We start from the raw sequence: 16,528 nt of genomic DNA, 5'->3' as shown, positions 1-16,528 counted from the left end.
AGAAAGCTCTGTTCCTGAGCCGTTGACTGCGACGGCACGTTCGATGTGTGGCCCTCCTGGGCCTGGCCGTCCAAGGCTTGTCCGAACGAGGAAGAGCGGTGATCACGCGATGAAGGCGGTGCGGTTCCACGAGTACGGCGGGATCGATGTGCTGCGGGTGGAGGAGGTGGAACGGCCGGCGCCCGCCCCCGGGCAGGTGCTGGTCGAGGTCCGCGCGGCCGGGATCCAGCCCGGCGAGGCGATGATCCGCAAGGGCGCACGGCACGGACGCTGGCCGGCGACGTTCCCCTCCGGGCAGGGCAGCGATCTGGCCGGCGTCGTGGTGGAGCTCGGTCCGGAGGTGCGCGGCTTCGCGGTGGGTGACGAGGTCCTGGGCTTCACCCATAACAGGGCGAGCCATGCGGAGTTCGTCGTGGTCGACGACGTGCAGCTGACCTCGCGTCCGGAGGAGCTGTCCTGGGACGTGGCCGGGTCGTTGTACGTGGCCGGCACGACCGCATACGCCACCGTGTTCGCGGTGGACCCCGGACCGGCCGACACGGTCGTCGTGTCGGGTGCGGCGGGCGGCGTAGGGTCCCTTGCCGTGCAACTCGCGCGGCGGCGCGGCGCCACGGTGATCGGGCTGGCGAGCGAGCGGAACCACGCCTGGTTGAAGGATCGCGGTGTCGTCCCGGTCGAGTACGGGAAGGGCGTGGCCGAACGGATCCGGCAGGCGTCCGGCGGGAACGTCGACGCGTTCATCGACACGTTCGGCGACGGCTACGTGGAGCTGGCAGTGGAGTTGGGCGTGCGGCCCGAGCGGATCAACACGATCCGCGACTGGCAGGCCGCGGCCAGGGTTGGTGCGCGAACCTACGGAGAGGGCGCGGCGGCGTGCGCGGTCGTGCTCGGCGAGCTGGCCCGGCTTGCCGCGCGAGGGGAGTTGGAGGTGCCGATCGCCCGTACCTACCCGCTGGAGCGGGTGCGGGACGCGTTCCGCGAGCTGGAAGGGGGGCACGCACACGGCAAGATCGTGCTCCGGCCCTAGCGACTGTCCGCCGGACAGCCCCTAGCGGCGAGATCAACCGCTCACTGCCAACAGCGGTTCCATGGTTCCTACCGCCTCAACACCGGTTCCAGCGCCCGGCTCAGGCGCTGAAGCCACTCCTCGGCCGTACCCCGTACCTGTGGGTGGCTCCGCGCGGAAATCCTCCCAGTCCACGGACCACAGTGCCACCGCGTCCAGGCGCAGGGCGCCTGCGGCCGCCGTGTTGCCCGGCTCGTGGCGGAACACCTTGCGCAGCAGCCGTGGGGACAGCTTCGTGGCCTCCGCCTCCGCGAGGAGTACGGCGTCGTAGAGGTCCTTGGCCTGTGCCCGGCCCTCCGTGGCGCAATCGACGTGCAGCCACAGCAGCTTCCAGGCGAGCGACAGTTCTCGGCCCGCGGTGCGCACGACGGTCGGCCCGGCGCCGTCAGCACGGGGTATCGCCGTCAGGACGGGGGGCTCCGGAAGCCACTCGTCGCGGGCGAAGTCCAGCCGCACCTCGCCGGGCGGGAGGCCTTCCGCTTCCCACGGGACGATCAGGCGTATGCCCGGGGTGTCGAACTCCTCGAACTTCCAGATCTCGTACCGGTCGGCGCCGTCGGCCGCCTCCGGCCACTGCTGTACGACCTCCACTTCCTCCACGTACGGATACGGGTGCTCGGGATCGACCGGGACCAGTAGGGGCCGGGAGACGATCCAGTCGAGGTCCGCCGGCTCCCTCGCGTCTGCTCCCACCCACGCCGGCATCACCATGCTTCCCCGCAGCACCAGGGCGTCACCCAACGGGGACCCGACGACGAGGCCGAGCAGGTGATCGAGCACAGCCCGGTGCGCGATGCGCCGTCGTTCGCCGTCCACGGACCAGGTCACCGGACATCCGTCTTCTCGTCGATCCACCCGCTGTCCAGTGCCGGGTGGTCGTCGTGCACGACGAACTCTTCCTCGACCTCGACGGCCTTGAATCCCGCCGTCGCGAGGGCATCGAGGAGGGCGTCGAGACGGCGGCGGGCCTCGGTGCGGCCGACGCCACGGCAGCGCTGGGTGACGAAGCGTTCGTGACCGCGATCGCCCAGATCGCGGCGGGCGTTGCGCGACACATGGGCGGTGTGCCGCTCGGCGAGTGCGCGCACCGCCGCCATCTCGGTCTCGTCGGGGAGGGCGAGCTTGACGTGGTGCTCGAAGTAGCAGCCGGGAGGGAGCCCCTGGGCCTCGGCGGCCGTCCGCGGCACGTCCTCGTTCCACGGTGCTGCCTCGATCTTCACACGGGCGACGCCGAACCCCTCGGCACCCAGCCGCTCGATCCATGTCAGCGCGGCCTCCCGCTGTGCCGACAGAACACTGTGGCCCCGCACCGTCAGCATCGGCTGGTCAGGGGCCGCGCCCCGGTCGAGCACGATCCGCGTGTACTTCACACGGTGGCGCTCCGCCCAGCGGCGTATGCGGCCCTCATCACCGGCCATGGAAGTGCACACCACTGTGAGATGAGTTTCGAACTCCCCCGCGAAATCCTTCACTACCGCCCCACCCTTGCCCGTCTGCTCACCAGCGGCCAACGGTACTGACAGCCACTGACAGCGACGGCGAGGCGACGGCGTCCCTGCCTGGCACCGACCTGCGCTTGTTCTTGACCTGGGGCGTCGAACGGCGTCTCGAACCCGGTCGCCCCGGTGCTCGTGCTTCGCGCAGGTACTCACGCTCGGTCCGCTGAGCCTCGCTTGTCCTCCACGTGGACGACGTGAAGTTCGGTGCCATCGCGATGGCGCTTGGAACGTCCGAACAGCCCGACAGCGATCTCCGACTGCTCGTGAGGCTTATCTCGGTGTCCACGGCGGTCATCATGCCGCGGAGCACCGACACAGGGTGACGATCGACCAGCACCTCCGGCTCATGGTTCGCGCTGGAGCCGATGCTCCACGCCGTGGCGGCGCTCCGGCCCCGCAGCGGACGAAAAACACGTTGGCCGGCCGCCGCCGAGCTGCGACGATGCCCCTGTTTCCCAAGTGGAGGATATTTGTTCGTTTTTGTGTGTGCGGGGTGCGGTGCCAGGCTGACCACCCCGCTGTCCCAGGTCGCCCTGCCGGTCCACGCCCATCAGAAGTACGGGAACGGGATTCAGCTCCCGGTGCTCATGGAGTCGGGCACGTTCGCCGTGGACCCGGAGCCCTGGGGGCCGCCGTGGCGGAGGTGGGAGGAGATCGACCCGGACGAGGCGGCAGCCCGCGGCATCTATGCGCCGGTCTACGCCCTGTCCGACGCCGCGCCGGGCGCGATCGTCATCGCACCCGGAGACACACGCGGCACCCTCCTGATCCCGGAGAAGAGCGGCGGTTACTGCTGCGGCCTCGGCGGGGCCGACGGCCCCAACATGGCCTGCGAGGCGTGCGGCCTGCCCGTGGCGAGCAGGGTCGACGACTGCTCGCTCTGGCAGGCGGTCTGGCTTGCCCCAAGCGCCGTGCGTCGCCGCCCCGTCGACGACGCCGATTCCGCACCGCTTTCCTGGGCGGAGTTGATGACAGAGGGCAAGGGCACGCCCCCGTTCGAACCGATGGCCAGGTGGGGATCGCGGATAGGGATGGACCACTGGTGGTCGTGGAGCCCGCAATGGGACGCGGCAGCCGGCCGGGCGCTCGCCCACCTGCTGGCGGCTTCGGAAGGCCGACCGGTGACAGTCCCGGACGGCCTGATCGAGGAAGTGTTCCAACGCGCCCTCGACGCCCTGCTGCCCGCGGGGCCGCCGGCGCGGCGCGCCGTTCTGGCCGGACCGGGACTGCCCGCCCCCGACGCGGACGCCGACATCCTCCTCGTGCCGGACCATCCGCAGACGGGGGAGACCTGGGCCCCGGCCAACCCGGCCGCTTCGGCATACTCGGTGCCACTGCCGTTCGGGGTGTGGCTGTGGTTGGCCTTCCCCGAGCCGTACCTGCCCGTCCCCGCGTCGGGCGGCATGCCCGGCGGCGTCCTCCGCGACGACCCGCCCGCGCAGCGCCCAGGTCACCTGTTCCGGGCTGACCCGGAAGCGTTCCGGCACACCCTGGTCCGGCTGCCGGCCGTCCGCAGCCCGTGGCTGCGCGAGATCCTCGAGAACCTCATGCAGCACATGCGCGCCGGCCTCTTCTAGCCAGCCGGCAGAAGGCGGCGACACTCAATCTCCTACGGTCCCGTCATGGTCAGCCGCCCGTCCTGCCGCAGCTCGGCAAGACGCGACCGGATCATCGAGCGTGAAGGGGCCTTGGGCCGATCAGTGCCACAACGCACCGAGGCCGTCGTCGGCCATGCGGGCCTGGGGTAGGGGATAGGAGGCTCTGGAGCAGGCGCGGGGCAGTTGCGTGACCGCGGACGTCTTCTGTGCGGCAGCCGGCGCCGCAGGGATGCTGACCAGAGGCGCAGTAACCCACCTAAAGACCCGGCGGGCCCGGGGATTGGAGCGCGGAATGGCAGACGCCACGAAGAGAGCGGCCCCCGATGTCGCCGAAGCCGACCGGACGGATCCTCTCGTTCAACTGTCCCTGGAACAGTTGCGACAGCGCACCAGCATGAAGTGGCGCGCCCACCCCGAGGACGTACTTCCGCTCTGGGTGGCGGAGATGGATGTGCCGATGGCTCCGCCCATTGCCGAGGCGTTGCGCACCGCGATCGACCTCGGCGACACCGGATACGCGTACGGGAGCGGCTACGCCGAGGCCCTCGCCGCGTTCGCTGTGGAGCGTTGGAAGTGGGACGGGCTGCGCGTCGAGCACACGGCGATCGTGCCCGACGTGATGATGGGCATCGTCGAAGTGCTCCGGCTGATCACCGGTCCCGGTGACGCGGTGGTCGTGTGCTCCCCGGTGTACCCGCCCTTCTACGCGTTCGTCGCCCACGACGCCCGTGAGGTCATCGAGGCACGCCTCGGTCCGGACCTGCGCGTCGACCTGGACGCTCTGGAGGACGCCTTCGTACGGGCACGAAGTCAGGGCCGCCGCGCCGCGTTCTTGATGAGCAACCCGCACAACCCGACCGGTGTCGTCCACACCCGCCAGGAACTGGAGGCCATCGCGGCCCTCGCCCGCAAGCACGGCGTACGGGTGGTGTCCGACGAGATCCACGCTCCGCTGGTGCTGCCGGGGGCCACCTTCACCCCCTTCCTCAGCGTTCCCGGGGCCGAGAACGCGTTCGCGCTGACCTCCGCCTCCAAGGCGTGGAACCTCGCCGGCCTGAAGGCCGCCCTGGCCATCGCGGGCCGCGAAGCCGCCGACGAACTCCGGCTCCTGCCGGAAGAAGTCAGCCACGGCCCCAGCCACCTCGGGGTCATCGCTCACACCGCGGCGTTCCGCGAGGGCGGGGACTGGCTCGACGAACTACTGCTCGGGCTCGACGCCAACCGGCGCCTGCTGGGGCAGTTGCTCGAAGAACACCTCCCTGACGTGCGGTATCACCGGCCGCAGGGCACCTACCTGGCCTGGCTGGACTGCACCTGGCTGGGACTGCACAGCGACTACGGCGCCGGTGGCCCCGGCGTGGTGAGCGAACTGTCCGGACCCGCGAAGCTGTTCCTCGACGAAGCCAGGGTCGCCCTCAGCTCCGGGCATGTCTTCGGCTCCGGCGGCGAGGGATGCGTACGCCTCAACTTCGCGACGACACCGGCCGTCCTGCGCGAAGCACTGATGAGGATGGGACGCGCGGTACGCGACCTTTGAGAGGTCCTCTCGGAAGGCTGCCGCCCGCGGCCTCGGCGCCGACCCTGGGGCGGGGGAGCATGCCGCCGCAGTGCTGTTGCTCATGGCTCAGGCGCGTGGACGGGGTTGCCCGCTGTCGTTCAGACCGGGCGGGTCCGCAAGCGGAAGGTGCGGCGGTAGGTGTCCGGAGGCACGCCGACTGTGCGGTTGAAGTGCCGGCGCAGCGTCGTGGCGGTGCCCATGCCGGTGGCCGCCGCGATGGTGTCAACGCTGTCGTCGGTGGTCTCCAGCAACTCCTGGGCGTGGCGGATCCGCTGGGTCAGCAGCCATTGCAGTGGGGTGGTGCCGGTCACCGATCTGAAGTGGCGGCCCAGGTGACGCGAGCTCATCCGCGCCTGGCGGGCCAGGTCCTCCACGGTCAGCGGATGGTCCAGCCGTTCGATCACCCAGGGGAACAGTTCGGCGAGCGGGTGGTTGTCCGGGGCGGGCACCGGGGTGGTGACGAACTGGGCTTGGCCGCCGTCCCGGTGCGGCGGCACGACCAGGTGGCGGGCGAGGGTGTTGGCGATCGACGAGCCGTGGTCGAGGCGGACCAGGTGCAGGCACAGGTCCATGGCGGCGGCTTTGCCTGCGGAGGTGAGCACGCTGCCGTTGTCCACGTAGAGGACGTCCGGATCCACCGTCACCTGGGGGTAGCGGGCGGCGAGGGCTTGGGTGTGCGCCCAGTGCGTGGTCGCGCGCTTCCCGTCCAGCAGGCCGGCGGCGGCCAGGACGAACGCGCCGGTGCAGAGGGACGCCACGCGTGCGCCGGCATCGTGGGCCGCGCGCACCGCGTCGACCAGGTCGGCGGGTGGGTCCTGGTCGACGTCGGCCCAGCCCGGGACGATCACGGTGTCGGCGCGCGGGAGCTGGTCGAGGCCGCGGTCGGGCTCCAGTCGGAAGCGGCCGACCTGTACGGCGTCCGGCCCGCAGAGGGCGATGTCGTACCAGGGGCCCGTCACGGCGGCCGGGGCGGGGCCGAAGACCTCGTAGGCCAGGGCCAGTTCAAAGTGCAGCATTCCGTCGGTGACGGCCAGCGCGACTGTGTCCATGTCCGGAATTGTATGGGGCGTGTCGTTCCGGACACTAGTGTGGGATGCCCGCCCTTGCCAGGATGTCCGTGACGGATCGCGGCGGACATTTGAGCACGGAGGAGAACCCATGGGGTCGGGGCAGGCAGTGGCGGTGTTCGGCGCGTACGGGCACACCGGACGTTTCGTGGTGGCGCAGCTGCGGGAGCGCGGGTTCGTTCCGGTTCTTTCCGGCCGAGACGCCGACAAGCTCAAGGAACTGGCGGCATCCGAGCCCGGTTTGGACATCCGCCCGGCGTCGGTCGACGATCCGGCTTCGCTCGACGACGCATTGGCCGGTGCGGCGGCTGTGATCAACTGTGCCGGGCCTTTCGCCACGACCGCTGCTCCCGTGATCGAGGCGGCACTGCGCGCCGGGATCCCGTATGTGGATGTGGCAGCCGAGATCGAGGCCAACGTCGACACATTCGCGCTCTTTGCGGACCGCGCCCGCGCCGCGGGAGCGGTGGTCGTCCCCGCGATGGCCTTCTACGGCGGCCTCGGTGACCTGTTGGCCACCGCGGCGATGGGCGCCTGGACGGCGGCCGACGAGGCGCACATCGCGTACGGGCTCAGCGGTTGGCACCCGACCGCCGGGACGCGCGAAGCAGGCGCGGTCTCCCGGGAGCGGCGGGGCGGCCGGCGCATCCGTTATACGAAGGGGCAGTTGGAGTACCACCAGGACGCCCCGCCGGCCCTCACGTGGCCGTTCCCCGACCCGATGGGCCCGCGGGCCGTCATCGGGGAGTTCTCGATGGCTGACGTGGTCACCGTGCCCAGCCACCTCGCCGTCCCCGAGGTGCGCAGCTACATGACCGTCGAGGCGGCCACGGACCTGTCGGCCCCGGACACCCCGGCGCCGAGTGCGGTCGACGAGCGGGGGCGGTCCGAGCAGACCTTCCTCGTCGACGTCGTTGTGCGCTCCGGCGGCACCGAACGGCGCGCTGTGGCGAGGGGCCGGGACATCTACGCCGTCACCGCACCGCTCGCGGTGGAAGCGGTTGAGCGCATCCTCACGGGGCGGACCAGGACGGTCGGTGTCGCCTCCGCCGGTGAGATCTTCGACGCGCCGGACTTCCTCCGCGCGCTGGCCCCGCACATTTCAGTTGAACTGAGCCATTGACTTGCTCCTCGGGCTGAAGCCCGAGGATTCTGCCTTCCCTACCGGCTGCTGTGCCGCTACGCGGCACAGGGTTCGGTGGAGAGTCCGTGGCTTCCTGTTTCGTCGCGCTGTGCCGGGACGAGTCCTGGTCTTACCGGCGCTCCGCAGGCTGTAACCGCCAGTCCGGCGGCCGTTTTGACGTTCTTCGCGGCGTTGTGGTCCCGGTCATCGACCGTGCCGCAGGCGGCGCAGGTCCATTCCCGGATGTGGAGGGGTTTGGGGCCGTCCCTGGCCCCGCACGCGGAGCAGGTCTGGCTGGTCGGCTCGAACCTGCCGATCTTCACCAGGGTCCGCCCGTACCTGACCGCTTTGTAATCCAGCATGGCCACGAACTGCGCCCAGCCCGCATCATGCACACTCTTGGCCAGCCTGGTGCGCGCGAGTCCTTTGACCGCCAGGTCTTCCACACCGATCGCTTGGTTGTCGCGGATCAGCTGGGTGGAGAGCTGGTGGTGGAATTCTTTGCGCGCGTCGGTCACCTTCGCGTGGGCGCGGGCAACCTTCAGGCGGGCCTTCTCACGGTTCCTGCTGCCTTTCTGCTTGCGGGACAGCTCCCGCTGGGCCCTCTTGAGTTTCTTCTCCGCGCGGCGCAGGAACCTGGGGGAGTCGATCTTCGTGCCGTCGGAGAGGACGGCGAAGTGGGTGAGTCCCAGGTCGATGCCGATGGTCTGGTCGGTGTCGGGCATCCGGGTGGCGTCGGTGTGCGGGTCGGTGTCGATGACGAAGGAGGCGAAGTACCGCCCGGCCGCGTCCTTGATCACGGTGACCGAGGAGGGCTGGGTGGGCAGGGTCCGTGACCACTTCACCTTCACCGCGCCGACCTTGGGAAGGTTCAGCCGCCCGCTGTCGGTGATCGACCAGCGGGCGTTGGCCGTGAAGCGGATCGACTGCCGGGTGTCCTTGCGGGACTTGAAGCGGGGCGTACCCGCCTTCGGGCCCTTGCGTGCGCCCTTGAGGGAGGCGAAGAAGTTCTGGTAGGCGGCTTCCGCGTCGCGCAGCGCCTGCTGGAGCACGACGGCGGAGACCTCGCCGAGCCAGGACCGTGCCTCGGTCCGTTTCGCCTCGGTGATGAGCTTCTTCGACAGCTCGCCTGCCTTCGGGAAGGCTTCGCCCGCTGTGCGGGCGTGTTCGCGGGCGCGCACGGCGTCGTTGAACACGACGCGGGCGCACCCGAACGCCCTCGCCAGCGCGACACGCTGGCCGGAGTCCGGGTACAACCTGAAGGCGTACCGGAGCTGCATGACAGCCACGCTAGACACTTGGATCAATGGGCGGGATACAGAAGATCAGAACTGCCCGGCACTGTGTTCTCGTGATGCATGTGCACGTGGTCTTTGTGACCAAGTTCCGGCACAAGGTGTTCACGGATGCTCATCTGACACGCATGGAGGAGATCATGCGGTCGGTGTGTGCGGACTTCGAGGGCGAGCTGGTGGAGTTCAACGGCGAGGACAACCACGTCCACCTCCTGGTCGACTTCCCGCCCAAGATCGCTGCCACAAGGCTCGTCAACTCCCTCAAGTGCTGGTCCGGGCCCTACTTCGCCGGCACCGTCGGCGGCGCCCCGCTCTCCGTGGTCAAGCGATACATCGAACAGCAGAACCGGCCCGTTTGAGCACCGTCCGGCTCCGCCGGAACCAGTCATCGCGACGCTCCGCGCCACGGTGGTGAAGATGCACCATCCGGCTCCGCCGGACCAGAATCCGCGACGCGCCGCGTCGCCACCATCAGATTCGCTTCACCCCCGGCCTGAAGGCCGGAGCACTGCGAATGAATCCTGGTAGCGGGCCGGCCGCCCACGCTTGCACTCCGGGTTGCCGGCCACCCTGGAAGCCGCCCGACCGGCCGTCCCCTCTCATCCCGACGTCGTCTCACTGCGGAGAAGCCAGTGGCCGGCCGGCTCACCGGTCGACGTCACCGGTCACCAGGGCCTGGCGACCTGACGTTCGCCAGGCCTGCCACGCGCTCCCATGAGTTTCCGGAGGTCGGCGGCGGCTGCTGGGAGTGTCGACTTGGCCCGGTGATCGCTGGCACGATGTCCCGATGCCCTCCTCCCTTGCAGAACTGTGGTTGCGGGGCGTCGCGGCCAACCCAGCCGCGCCGTCCGAGGTCCTGCTACGCCTGTTGGATCCGGCTGCGTGCGCAGCCTGGAAGGTCCTTTGCGAGGAGCGCGATCTTCCCGCGGACGTCGTCGACGCGGTGATCACACATCCGGAGCGGGCCGTCCGCCGAGGACTCGCCCGCAATCACCATGTTGGTCCCGTGCAGCGCGGTCGGCTGGTCAACGACCCCGACCCTCGCGTGCGCGGTGCTCTCGCCTCAGGCCCCTACCCGCGGCTGGGCAGGGTTGAAGCACTTCCCGAAGATGTCCTGGAAACCTTGCTGACCGCGCAGGGCGACATCGAGCAGGACCGGATCCTCACAGCGGACGAGATCAGACAGGAACTGGAGTTCTCAGGGCAGATACCGCCTTCCTACCAGCACAAGATGGCGGATCACACGAACCCCGAACTCCGAGTCCGCGCGGCCAGATTGTGGCTCTGGCTCACCCCCGGCCATCGCGATGCCCTGCTGGCCGACCCCGACCCCGGAGTGCGCGACGCCGCGCGAGTGGAAAGCCGGGTCCTGGATGCCGCGAGCATGGAGGCCGAACTGCCCGAACCTGACTGCCACCACCGGGGTCTCCTGCTCGGCGAATACGCCGTCTCCCGCGCTGTGGTCGAGGCGTGCCTCGCCGCCGGACGCGACCTGCTGAGTCTGGCGCGCAACCGTCACACACCCGCCGACGCCGTCGCGCGTCTTGCGCGCCATCCCGATCCCAGCGTGCGCGCACGCGTGGCCGGCAGGGCCGACCTCAATCCTTCACTGCTGGCGGAACTGGCCGATGATCCCCACGGCGCGGTGCGCACGCGGGCACTGCTGCAGCCGCTGCCGCGCACCTGGGCGCAACGCGGTGCCATCGACGGGATAGTCGGCCGCACTGCCGAGGAGATCGGGCCGGTCGCCGAGATGCTCGCAGAGCCGGACGCGAGCTGGTACGAAGCGTGCGCCGTCTCCGTGCATCCCCTGCTCCGCCGAGTCGCCGCAACCTGGCCCAGCCTCCCGGAGGAACTGGTGAAGCGTCTGGCCGGCGACCCCGACCCGCATGTGCGGCACCTGCTCGCCTACAACCACCCGCTCGCGCCGCCCGACATCGTCCTCGACGCCTTCCTCGCCGCTCCCCGTCGGCGCCCGTATCTGCTGACGCTGCCTCATCTGCCCCGCACCGGACTGCAACGCTTCCTCGACCACGAGGATCCCGACGTGCGCGCACTGGCCGCCGCCGACACCACACTGGACCAGCCGCCCATCCGCCTGCTCACCGACCCCGAGGCCCGTGTACGTCGAGCCGCCGCCGCCAACCCCCTCCTGCCTCCCGATCTGACCTGGACACTTTTGGAGAACTCCGAGACGGCAGAAGGGGCGGCAGCCAACCCGAGCGTGTCCACCGAGCGCCTTCACGGACTGCTCGACCTCAGTGGGCTGGCCCGCGCGGCTCTGCAGTGAGCCCACCGCCGGTGTCGGCCAGGTTCAGTGCTCTCCTTTCTGTGGAAGCTTTCGTCGGCGAGTGAAGGGGGAGGAGGGCAGCCGGTCATGACCCTGTGTGTGACAGGTGCGCGGTTGGCCCAGTCGCCCCGCGATGCCTGATGTTGACGGCCGAAGCCTTGGCCAGCGCCACGGGGTTCAAGAACCGCAGCGGACCGATCAGGCGGGATGCAAACAGATGCACGTGCCGCGCCATCGACTCATCGCGCGCTGCCGCCGAAAACATCAGCCGCTCCAAGGGATTGAACGGACGGGCCTTGGCGAAGTCGGCGGCCAGGTACTGGTGACCGCGCAGTCGGCGCCGGTGTCTGCGCGCATACATCACGAGCGCCCTGTCGAGGTCGCCCCGACCGGTCGCGGCCGAGGCCACCGCCTCTGCCAACCATTGCGCGGACCGCAGAGCCCACCCGCATCCCACTCCCCACAGGGGATCGCCGGTCAGGGCGGCGTTGCCGATGAACGCGACGCCCGGTGCGGTCGGACTGCGGCTGTGAAGCGGGTAGTTGACGGCACCGGTGATCTTCGTGATGCGCTCGGCGGAGTCGATGGGCGGTGCCTCGGGCAGGGCGCGGACGAACTCGAAGAAGCTGCCCTCCAGGTCTTCCCGGAAGGCCGGCAGCCGCTTCTTGTCCGGGAGCACCGCGATGACCGTCACTCCGTCGTCGTTCGGAAACGCGTACGCCATGTCGGGCTCGAGGAACCAGGCGTGACCGATCCCGCCGTGCAGCGGAAGATTCCGGAAGTGCGCGAGATAGCCGAACCGCCCGTTCTCGTACAGCCGGGCGGGCACCTCGGCGAACTTCGCCACGGCCGAGTCCTTGCCATCGGCGCCGACCACCAGGCGGGCCCGGATCTCGCGCTCGCCCTGTGGTGTCGCCGCGCGCACCCCCAAGGTTCGCCCGGCTTCCCGGACCAGCCCGGTCACATGATGACCGAGAAGTAGATCGACGCCAGGGGTCTCCGCCGCATGCGACCTGATCAGCGGGTCGAGGGTGCTGCGCCGAATGTTGTACGCGTACGGCAGCTCGGGGCCCTCCGGCGCGGCCCTCGGCTCGATCCATCCCCAGCGCGTGTACCAGCGAGCCTCGTTGCGGACGGCTCCCGCCTTCTCAAGAGCGGGGATGAGGCCGAGTTCGTCCAGCACCGGGTAGGCGTCGGCCTGGATGGAGTGGGTGCAAAGGACCTTGTACGCCTTGGGGTCCGAGCGGCGTTCCAGCAGTGCGACGCGGACACCGCGTCGAGCGAGCAAGAGCGCCGCGGCGCTGCCGGCGAGGCTGGCTCCGCTGATGACGACGTCGTAGTCGTATCCCGCGCTCTCAGGCTTGGTCATGAGCTGATCGCCCCCCCTCGGGGTGTGGTGCCGTTCATGGAAGTGGTGCGGTGCCACTGCTGTCAGGTGCATGAACCGTTGTCAAGGGTGGTGGATCGGGTGCTGTGTGATCAGGCTGAGGTGGCCCCCTCGGTGCGTTCGACCAAGGCGCCGTTCTCGAATCTCGCGCCGGAGCGGACCAGCGCGGCCAGCTGGGCCTCGGGGACGTTCACCCGGGGCGCGGCGGCCTCGACCGGACCGGCCGCGGTGACGACCGTGCGGGGCCGGTGGCGGCCGTCGCGGACCACCAGGCGGTGCCCGCGCTCATCGCGTTCGGCGGCCAACTCGGCTATGTACTGGCTGACTTCCGCCTCCAGCGCGGCGGCCGGCGTTCGGCGGGCGCCTTCGCGGACGTTCTTTGTCGATCAGGGAGCCGGACTTGTGGTGCCGGCAGCGTTCACTCCGCTCAGCACGGGCGTGCCTTCCCGGCCCGCGCTGCAACGCCGAGTTTGACGTCGCCCAGCGGTCAGAGGCTGGTGAGCAAGCCGTCGAGTGGGGCGGGAACGCGGTCGGGGTGGAGGGCTTCGACGAGGACGCGGCCGTAGCGGATCTTGCGCCCCTTCTTCGTGCCGAGGAAGCGCCGCAACTGTTGCTGCGAGGTGCGGCCCTGCTGTGCGGGCTGGCGCAGGAAGGTCTGCAGGGCGCGCAGGTCGCCCTCCGCCCGGACGAGTTCCTCCACCCGTGTCACGCCCAGTGCGCGAATGAGCTCGTCCTCCAGATCCGCCGCGCAGACGAAGAACCCTTGCTGTGCCGCACTGGCCTGCTCCAAGGCGCGGGCGTAGTAGCGATACTCCGCCTCGTCGCACAGTCCCGTGAGGCGGAGGCCCAGGCCGGGTGGCCCGAGGAGGCGGGCGAAGCGCCCAACGCTCATCGCACCGCCCATCGGCAGGACGCAGACTCCTTCGTCCGCCAGGTTCCGGCCGCGGCTCGCGGCCAGCGCGCTGACCGCTGCGACGTCGCTCGGCCCTTCGAGCAGGACGGCTGCCCGGACGGGCAGCTGCGCGGCCAGCTCGCGCGCGGGATCACCGGGGCCACCGGCCGCCCACGCGATGACCGCCTCCCGGAACGACCCCATGTCAGCCACGAGACGAGTCTGCGCCCTTCCCGGCCACCACGGTAGAGAATTTCCACCGGCGTGCCGATCGGCGGTGAGCAGTGGAGCCCGACGGTCCGATCGAAGGAGGAAGCCGCCGCCACGTGCAGCCCGAGGCCACCGCAAAGATGATCGCCGCCAGCACCTCCCGCCGGGGTCGGCCGCGAGCAGGTCGTTCGTGCTGCTCACCACGTGCGCTGGGTTCGGCCGCGCTTGCCGGCAGCAGCTTCACGCCCGGCGCACGGTTCACCTGAGCGCCACCGCCAGGGTGGCCGGCTCCTCATGGCGCAGCCCCGGCGTGGGGCGCAGCCACGAGTCGACCGCGAGACCGGCCACGGCGGGGGCACCCGGGCCCCGCGGGCGCACGCCGGCGATCCGTGAACGCACCCCACCTCGTCGCTCTCGTCCGCGCCGGAGCCCGCTTCGAACGCAGCCACCTCCTCGAACGCCCCGAGGCTCACGCGGCCTGATCAACCTCAACCGACCCGCAGGAATTGACAATTACTCGATGGAACAGCGCCGGCGGCACTACGCTGCCGTGTCGTGCAGGAGACGCGCCTCGACACCGCTCGGATCCGGGCGGCTCGCCGGGTCATCGACCCGATGTTTCTCGACACTCCGCTGTACCGCTGCGAGGCGCTGGAGCCCGACCTCGGGTGCACGGTGAGCATCAAGCTCGAAACGGCGAATCCGGTCCGCAGCTTCAAGGCCCGCGGCACCGAGGTCGTCGCGAGTCTGCTCGCCGACCATGGCTCGCGAGCCGTGGTGTGCGCCAGCGCGGGCAATCTTGGCCAGGCCCTCGCCTGGTCCGGTCGCGGCCGGGGGCTCGACGTGACCGTGGTGGCGTCCCGCTTTGCGACAGTGGCCAAGCTTGATCGCATCCGCGCGCTGGACGCCAGGTTGGAGCTGGTGGACGGCGACCACGAGATGGCTCGCGAGCGGGCGGCGGCCATAGCGCGGTACGACGGCATCCGGCTGGTCGAAGACAGCCTGGACATCGAGACCTGTGAGGGCGCGGCGACCATCGGCCTGGAGCTGGTGGACACCGTGTCGTCGTTCGACGCCGTCCTGATCGCTCTCGGCGGCGGGGCGCTGGCCACCGGTGTGGGTCATGTGGTGAAGGCCTTGGCGCCCGAAGCCGAGGTGATCTGCGTCCAGCCGCTGGGCGCACCGGCGATGACGCACTCGTGGCGCAGGCGGCGCGTCGTCACCACCGACTCGACCGACACCATCGCTGACGGCGTCGCCGGCCGGTGTCCCCTTCCGGCGGTCCTGGACGACCTCCTCCTGGTCGCTGACGACGCCGTCCTGGTCCAGGAGGCGTCGATCATCGCCGGTATGCGGATGCTCCTCGACCACGCCGGCCTCGTCGTCGAACCGTCGGCCGCGCTCGGCATCGCGGCGATCCTCGAAGACCGTGACCGCTTCGCCGGCCGGCACGTAGTCACCATCGTGTGCGGCAGCAACGTCGACGTAGCCGCCTATCACCGCTGGGTCGGTGCGGCTCCCCTCCACGGGTCTTGACCATTGCTCCGCGCGGCGCACGGAGAACCGCTGTCCTGAGCGGTCCGTAAAGATGCTGCACCGTCCGCGCTCTGTTTGGCTGACCTTGGATGCGCGGCCACGGCACATCACGCAGGGTTGTCTGAGGAAGCAGATATTTCGTTTGCTGCGGCCGCGTCTCCGTATCGGGCTACACCCCTGAGCGGCCGTCCCCGAAGGAGCCCTGACATGCAGATCACCCTCATCGGTCCCGGCAACATGGCCGGCGGTATCGCGACCCGCGCGCTCACCGGCGGGCATCGTGTCCGCCTCGTCGGCAAGGACGCGACCAAAACCGAGGCGCTCGTCGACGTGCTGCGCGAACGGGTCCCGGGCGCCGACGTGGAGGCCGCGGACGGCGTCGACGGTGCCGACATCGTCGTCCTCGCGCTGCCGTATCCGGCGGGCAGGGATGTGGTCGCCGCCCGTGGTGACGAGCTCGTCGGCAAGGTCGTCGTCGACATCTCCAACCCCGTCGACTTCGCCACGTTCGACTCGCTGGTGACCCCGCCCGGCACCTCGGCGGCCGAGGAGGTCGCTGCCGCCGCCGCTGACGGCGTCACCGTCGTCAAGGCGTTCAACACCACCTTCGCCGGCTTGCTCGTCGCGGGTGAGGTCGACGGCACACCGTTGGACGTGTTCATCGCCGGCGACGACGAGATGGCGAAGAAGAAGGTGTCCGACCTGGTCACCTCCGGTGGCCTGCGGCCGCTCGACGCCGGCCCGCTCCGGCGCGCCCGCGAGTTGGAGGCACTCCAGTTCCTGCACATGGCCATGCAGCAGGCGCTCGGCACCAACTGGGGCAGCGCGATCAAGATCCTGCCCTGACCGCGGCCTCCTGCGGCGACGGTCTGATCGGGCCGCCGCTGCCGCGCGTTGCCGAACAAGGCCACCTCAGGGCCTTCTGGCGGAATGCGGCTCTTCCTTTCGCCCTCCACCTCGTGCCCCGACCAGCAATATTGGTCTATTCATCGATGTCCGTCACGGAA

General features: G+C 70.0%; 15 protein-coding genes and 1 pseudogene. 8 read left to right on the top strand and 8 right to left on the bottom strand.

Features of this window, described 5'->3' with window-relative positions:
• The first annotated feature begins 109 nt into the window (after positions 1-109).
• Entirely contained in the window at positions 110-1,027 is a 918-nt protein-coding gene (locus tag OIC96_RS01635) for an NADP-dependent oxidoreductase (protein ID WP_330309685.1), read from the top strand.
• A 33-nt stretch (positions 1,028-1,060) separates the two neighbouring features.
• On the opposite strand, the gene OIC96_RS01630 is transcribed toward OIC96_RS01635, so the two are convergent.
• On the bottom strand, positions 1,061-1,894 hold the full coding sequence (locus tag OIC96_RS01630) for a nucleotidyl transferase AbiEii/AbiGii toxin family protein (RefSeq protein WP_330309686.1): 834 nt from the start codon (positions 1,892-1,894) through the stop codon (positions 1,061-1,063).
• Positions 1,891-2,484: a hypothetical protein gene (locus OIC96_RS01625; RefSeq protein WP_330309687.1), complete on the bottom strand. Its 594-nt coding sequence runs from the start codon at positions 2,482-2,484 to the stop codon at positions 1,891-1,893. Before OIC96_RS01625 ends, OIC96_RS01630 begins: the two co-directional genes overlap by 4 nt.
• A gap of 551 nt (positions 2,485-3,035) precedes the next feature.
• Here OIC96_RS01625 and OIC96_RS01620 point away from each other — a divergent pair.
• Positions 3,036-4,142 carry a hypothetical protein gene (locus OIC96_RS01620; RefSeq protein WP_330309689.1) on the top strand — a complete coding sequence of 369 codons (1,107 nt, stop codon included), beginning with the start codon at positions 3,036-3,038 and terminating at the stop codon, positions 4,140-4,142.
• A gap of 313 nt (positions 4,143-4,455) precedes the next feature.
• Entirely contained in the window at positions 4,456-5,700 is a 1,245-nt protein-coding gene (locus OIC96_RS01615; RefSeq protein WP_330309690.1) for a MalY/PatB family protein, read from the top strand.
• A gap of 119 nt (positions 5,701-5,819) precedes the next feature.
• Here the strand turns inward: OIC96_RS01615 and OIC96_RS01610 are convergent, their stop codons facing one another.
• On the bottom strand, positions 5,820-6,770 hold the full coding sequence (locus tag OIC96_RS01610; RefSeq protein WP_330309691.1) for a helix-turn-helix domain-containing protein: 951 nt from the start codon (positions 6,768-6,770) through the stop codon (positions 5,820-5,822).
• A gap of 109 nt (positions 6,771-6,879) precedes the next feature.
• Here OIC96_RS01610 and OIC96_RS01605 point away from each other — a divergent pair, with 109 nt between their 5' ends.
• Complete coding sequence (locus OIC96_RS01605) at positions 6,880-7,911, top strand: saccharopine dehydrogenase family protein (protein ID WP_330309692.1); 1,032 nt, start codon at positions 6,880-6,882, stop codon at positions 7,909-7,911.
• Between the two features lie 56 nt (positions 7,912-7,967).
• Here the strand turns inward: OIC96_RS01605 and OIC96_RS01600 are convergent, their stop codons facing one another.
• Positions 7,968-9,191: an RNA-guided endonuclease InsQ/TnpB family protein gene (locus OIC96_RS01600; RefSeq protein WP_330309693.1), complete on the bottom strand. Its 1,224-nt coding sequence runs from the start codon at positions 9,189-9,191 to the stop codon at positions 7,968-7,970.
• A gap of 26 nt (positions 9,192-9,217) precedes the next feature.
• On the opposite strand from OIC96_RS01600, the gene tnpA reads away from it, so the two are divergent.
• Positions 9,218-9,565: an IS200/IS605 family transposase gene (gene tnpA, locus OIC96_RS01595; protein ID WP_330309694.1), complete on the top strand. Its 348-nt coding sequence runs from the start codon at positions 9,218-9,220 to the stop codon at positions 9,563-9,565.
• A gap of 455 nt (positions 9,566-10,020) precedes the next feature.
• Complete coding sequence (locus OIC96_RS01590; RefSeq protein ID WP_330309695.1) at positions 10,021-11,496, top strand: hypothetical protein; 1,476 nt, start codon at positions 10,021-10,023, stop codon at positions 11,494-11,496.
• An 85-nt stretch (positions 11,497-11,581) separates the two neighbouring features.
• Here the strand turns inward: OIC96_RS01590 and OIC96_RS01585 are convergent, their stop codons facing one another.
• From OIC96_RS01585 to OIC96_RS01570, 4 genes and pseudogenes are all read right to left on the bottom strand, one after another.
• Positions 11,582-12,865: an NAD(P)/FAD-dependent oxidoreductase gene (locus OIC96_RS01585; protein WP_330309696.1), complete on the bottom strand. Its 1,284-nt coding sequence runs from the start codon at positions 12,863-12,865 to the stop codon at positions 11,582-11,584.
• A 206-nt stretch (positions 12,866-13,071) separates the two neighbouring features.
• Positions 13,072-13,317: pseudogene (locus tag OIC96_RS01580) on the bottom strand (IS256 family transposase); the annotation flags it as partial.
• Between the two features lie 53 nt (positions 13,318-13,370).
• The gene (locus OIC96_RS01575) at positions 13,371-13,988 is read right to left on the bottom strand and encodes a TOPRIM nucleotidyl transferase/hydrolase domain-containing protein (protein WP_330309697.1); all 618 of its coding nucleotides are present in this window, start codon (positions 13,986-13,988) and stop codon (positions 13,371-13,373) included.
• On the bottom strand, positions 13,981-14,229 hold the full coding sequence (locus OIC96_RS01570) for a transposase (protein WP_330462117.1): 249 nt from the start codon (positions 14,227-14,229) through the stop codon (positions 13,981-13,983). Before OIC96_RS01570 ends, OIC96_RS01575 begins: the two co-directional genes overlap by 8 nt.
• A 311-nt stretch (positions 14,230-14,540) precedes the next feature.
• On the opposite strand from OIC96_RS01570, the gene OIC96_RS01565 reads away from it, so the two are divergent.
• On the top strand, positions 14,541-15,521 hold the full coding sequence (locus OIC96_RS01565; protein WP_330309699.1) for a threonine ammonia-lyase: 981 nt from the start codon (positions 14,541-14,543) through the stop codon (positions 15,519-15,521).
• A 207-nt stretch (positions 15,522-15,728) separates the two neighbouring features.
• Positions 15,729-16,367, top strand: coding sequence for an NADPH-dependent F420 reductase (locus tag OIC96_RS01560; protein WP_330309700.1), 639 nt, complete (start codon positions 15,729-15,731; stop codon positions 16,365-16,367).
• Positions 16,368-16,528: the final 161 nt, after the last annotated feature.

The sequence above is a fragment of the Streptomyces sp. NBC_00775 genome (assembly GCF_036347135.1).
In the GTDB taxonomy this organism is placed as follows: Bacteria; Actinomycetota; Actinomycetes; order Streptomycetales; family Streptomycetaceae; genus Streptomyces; species Streptomyces lutosisoli.
This window is presented reverse-complemented; position numbering and strand designations above follow the sequence as displayed.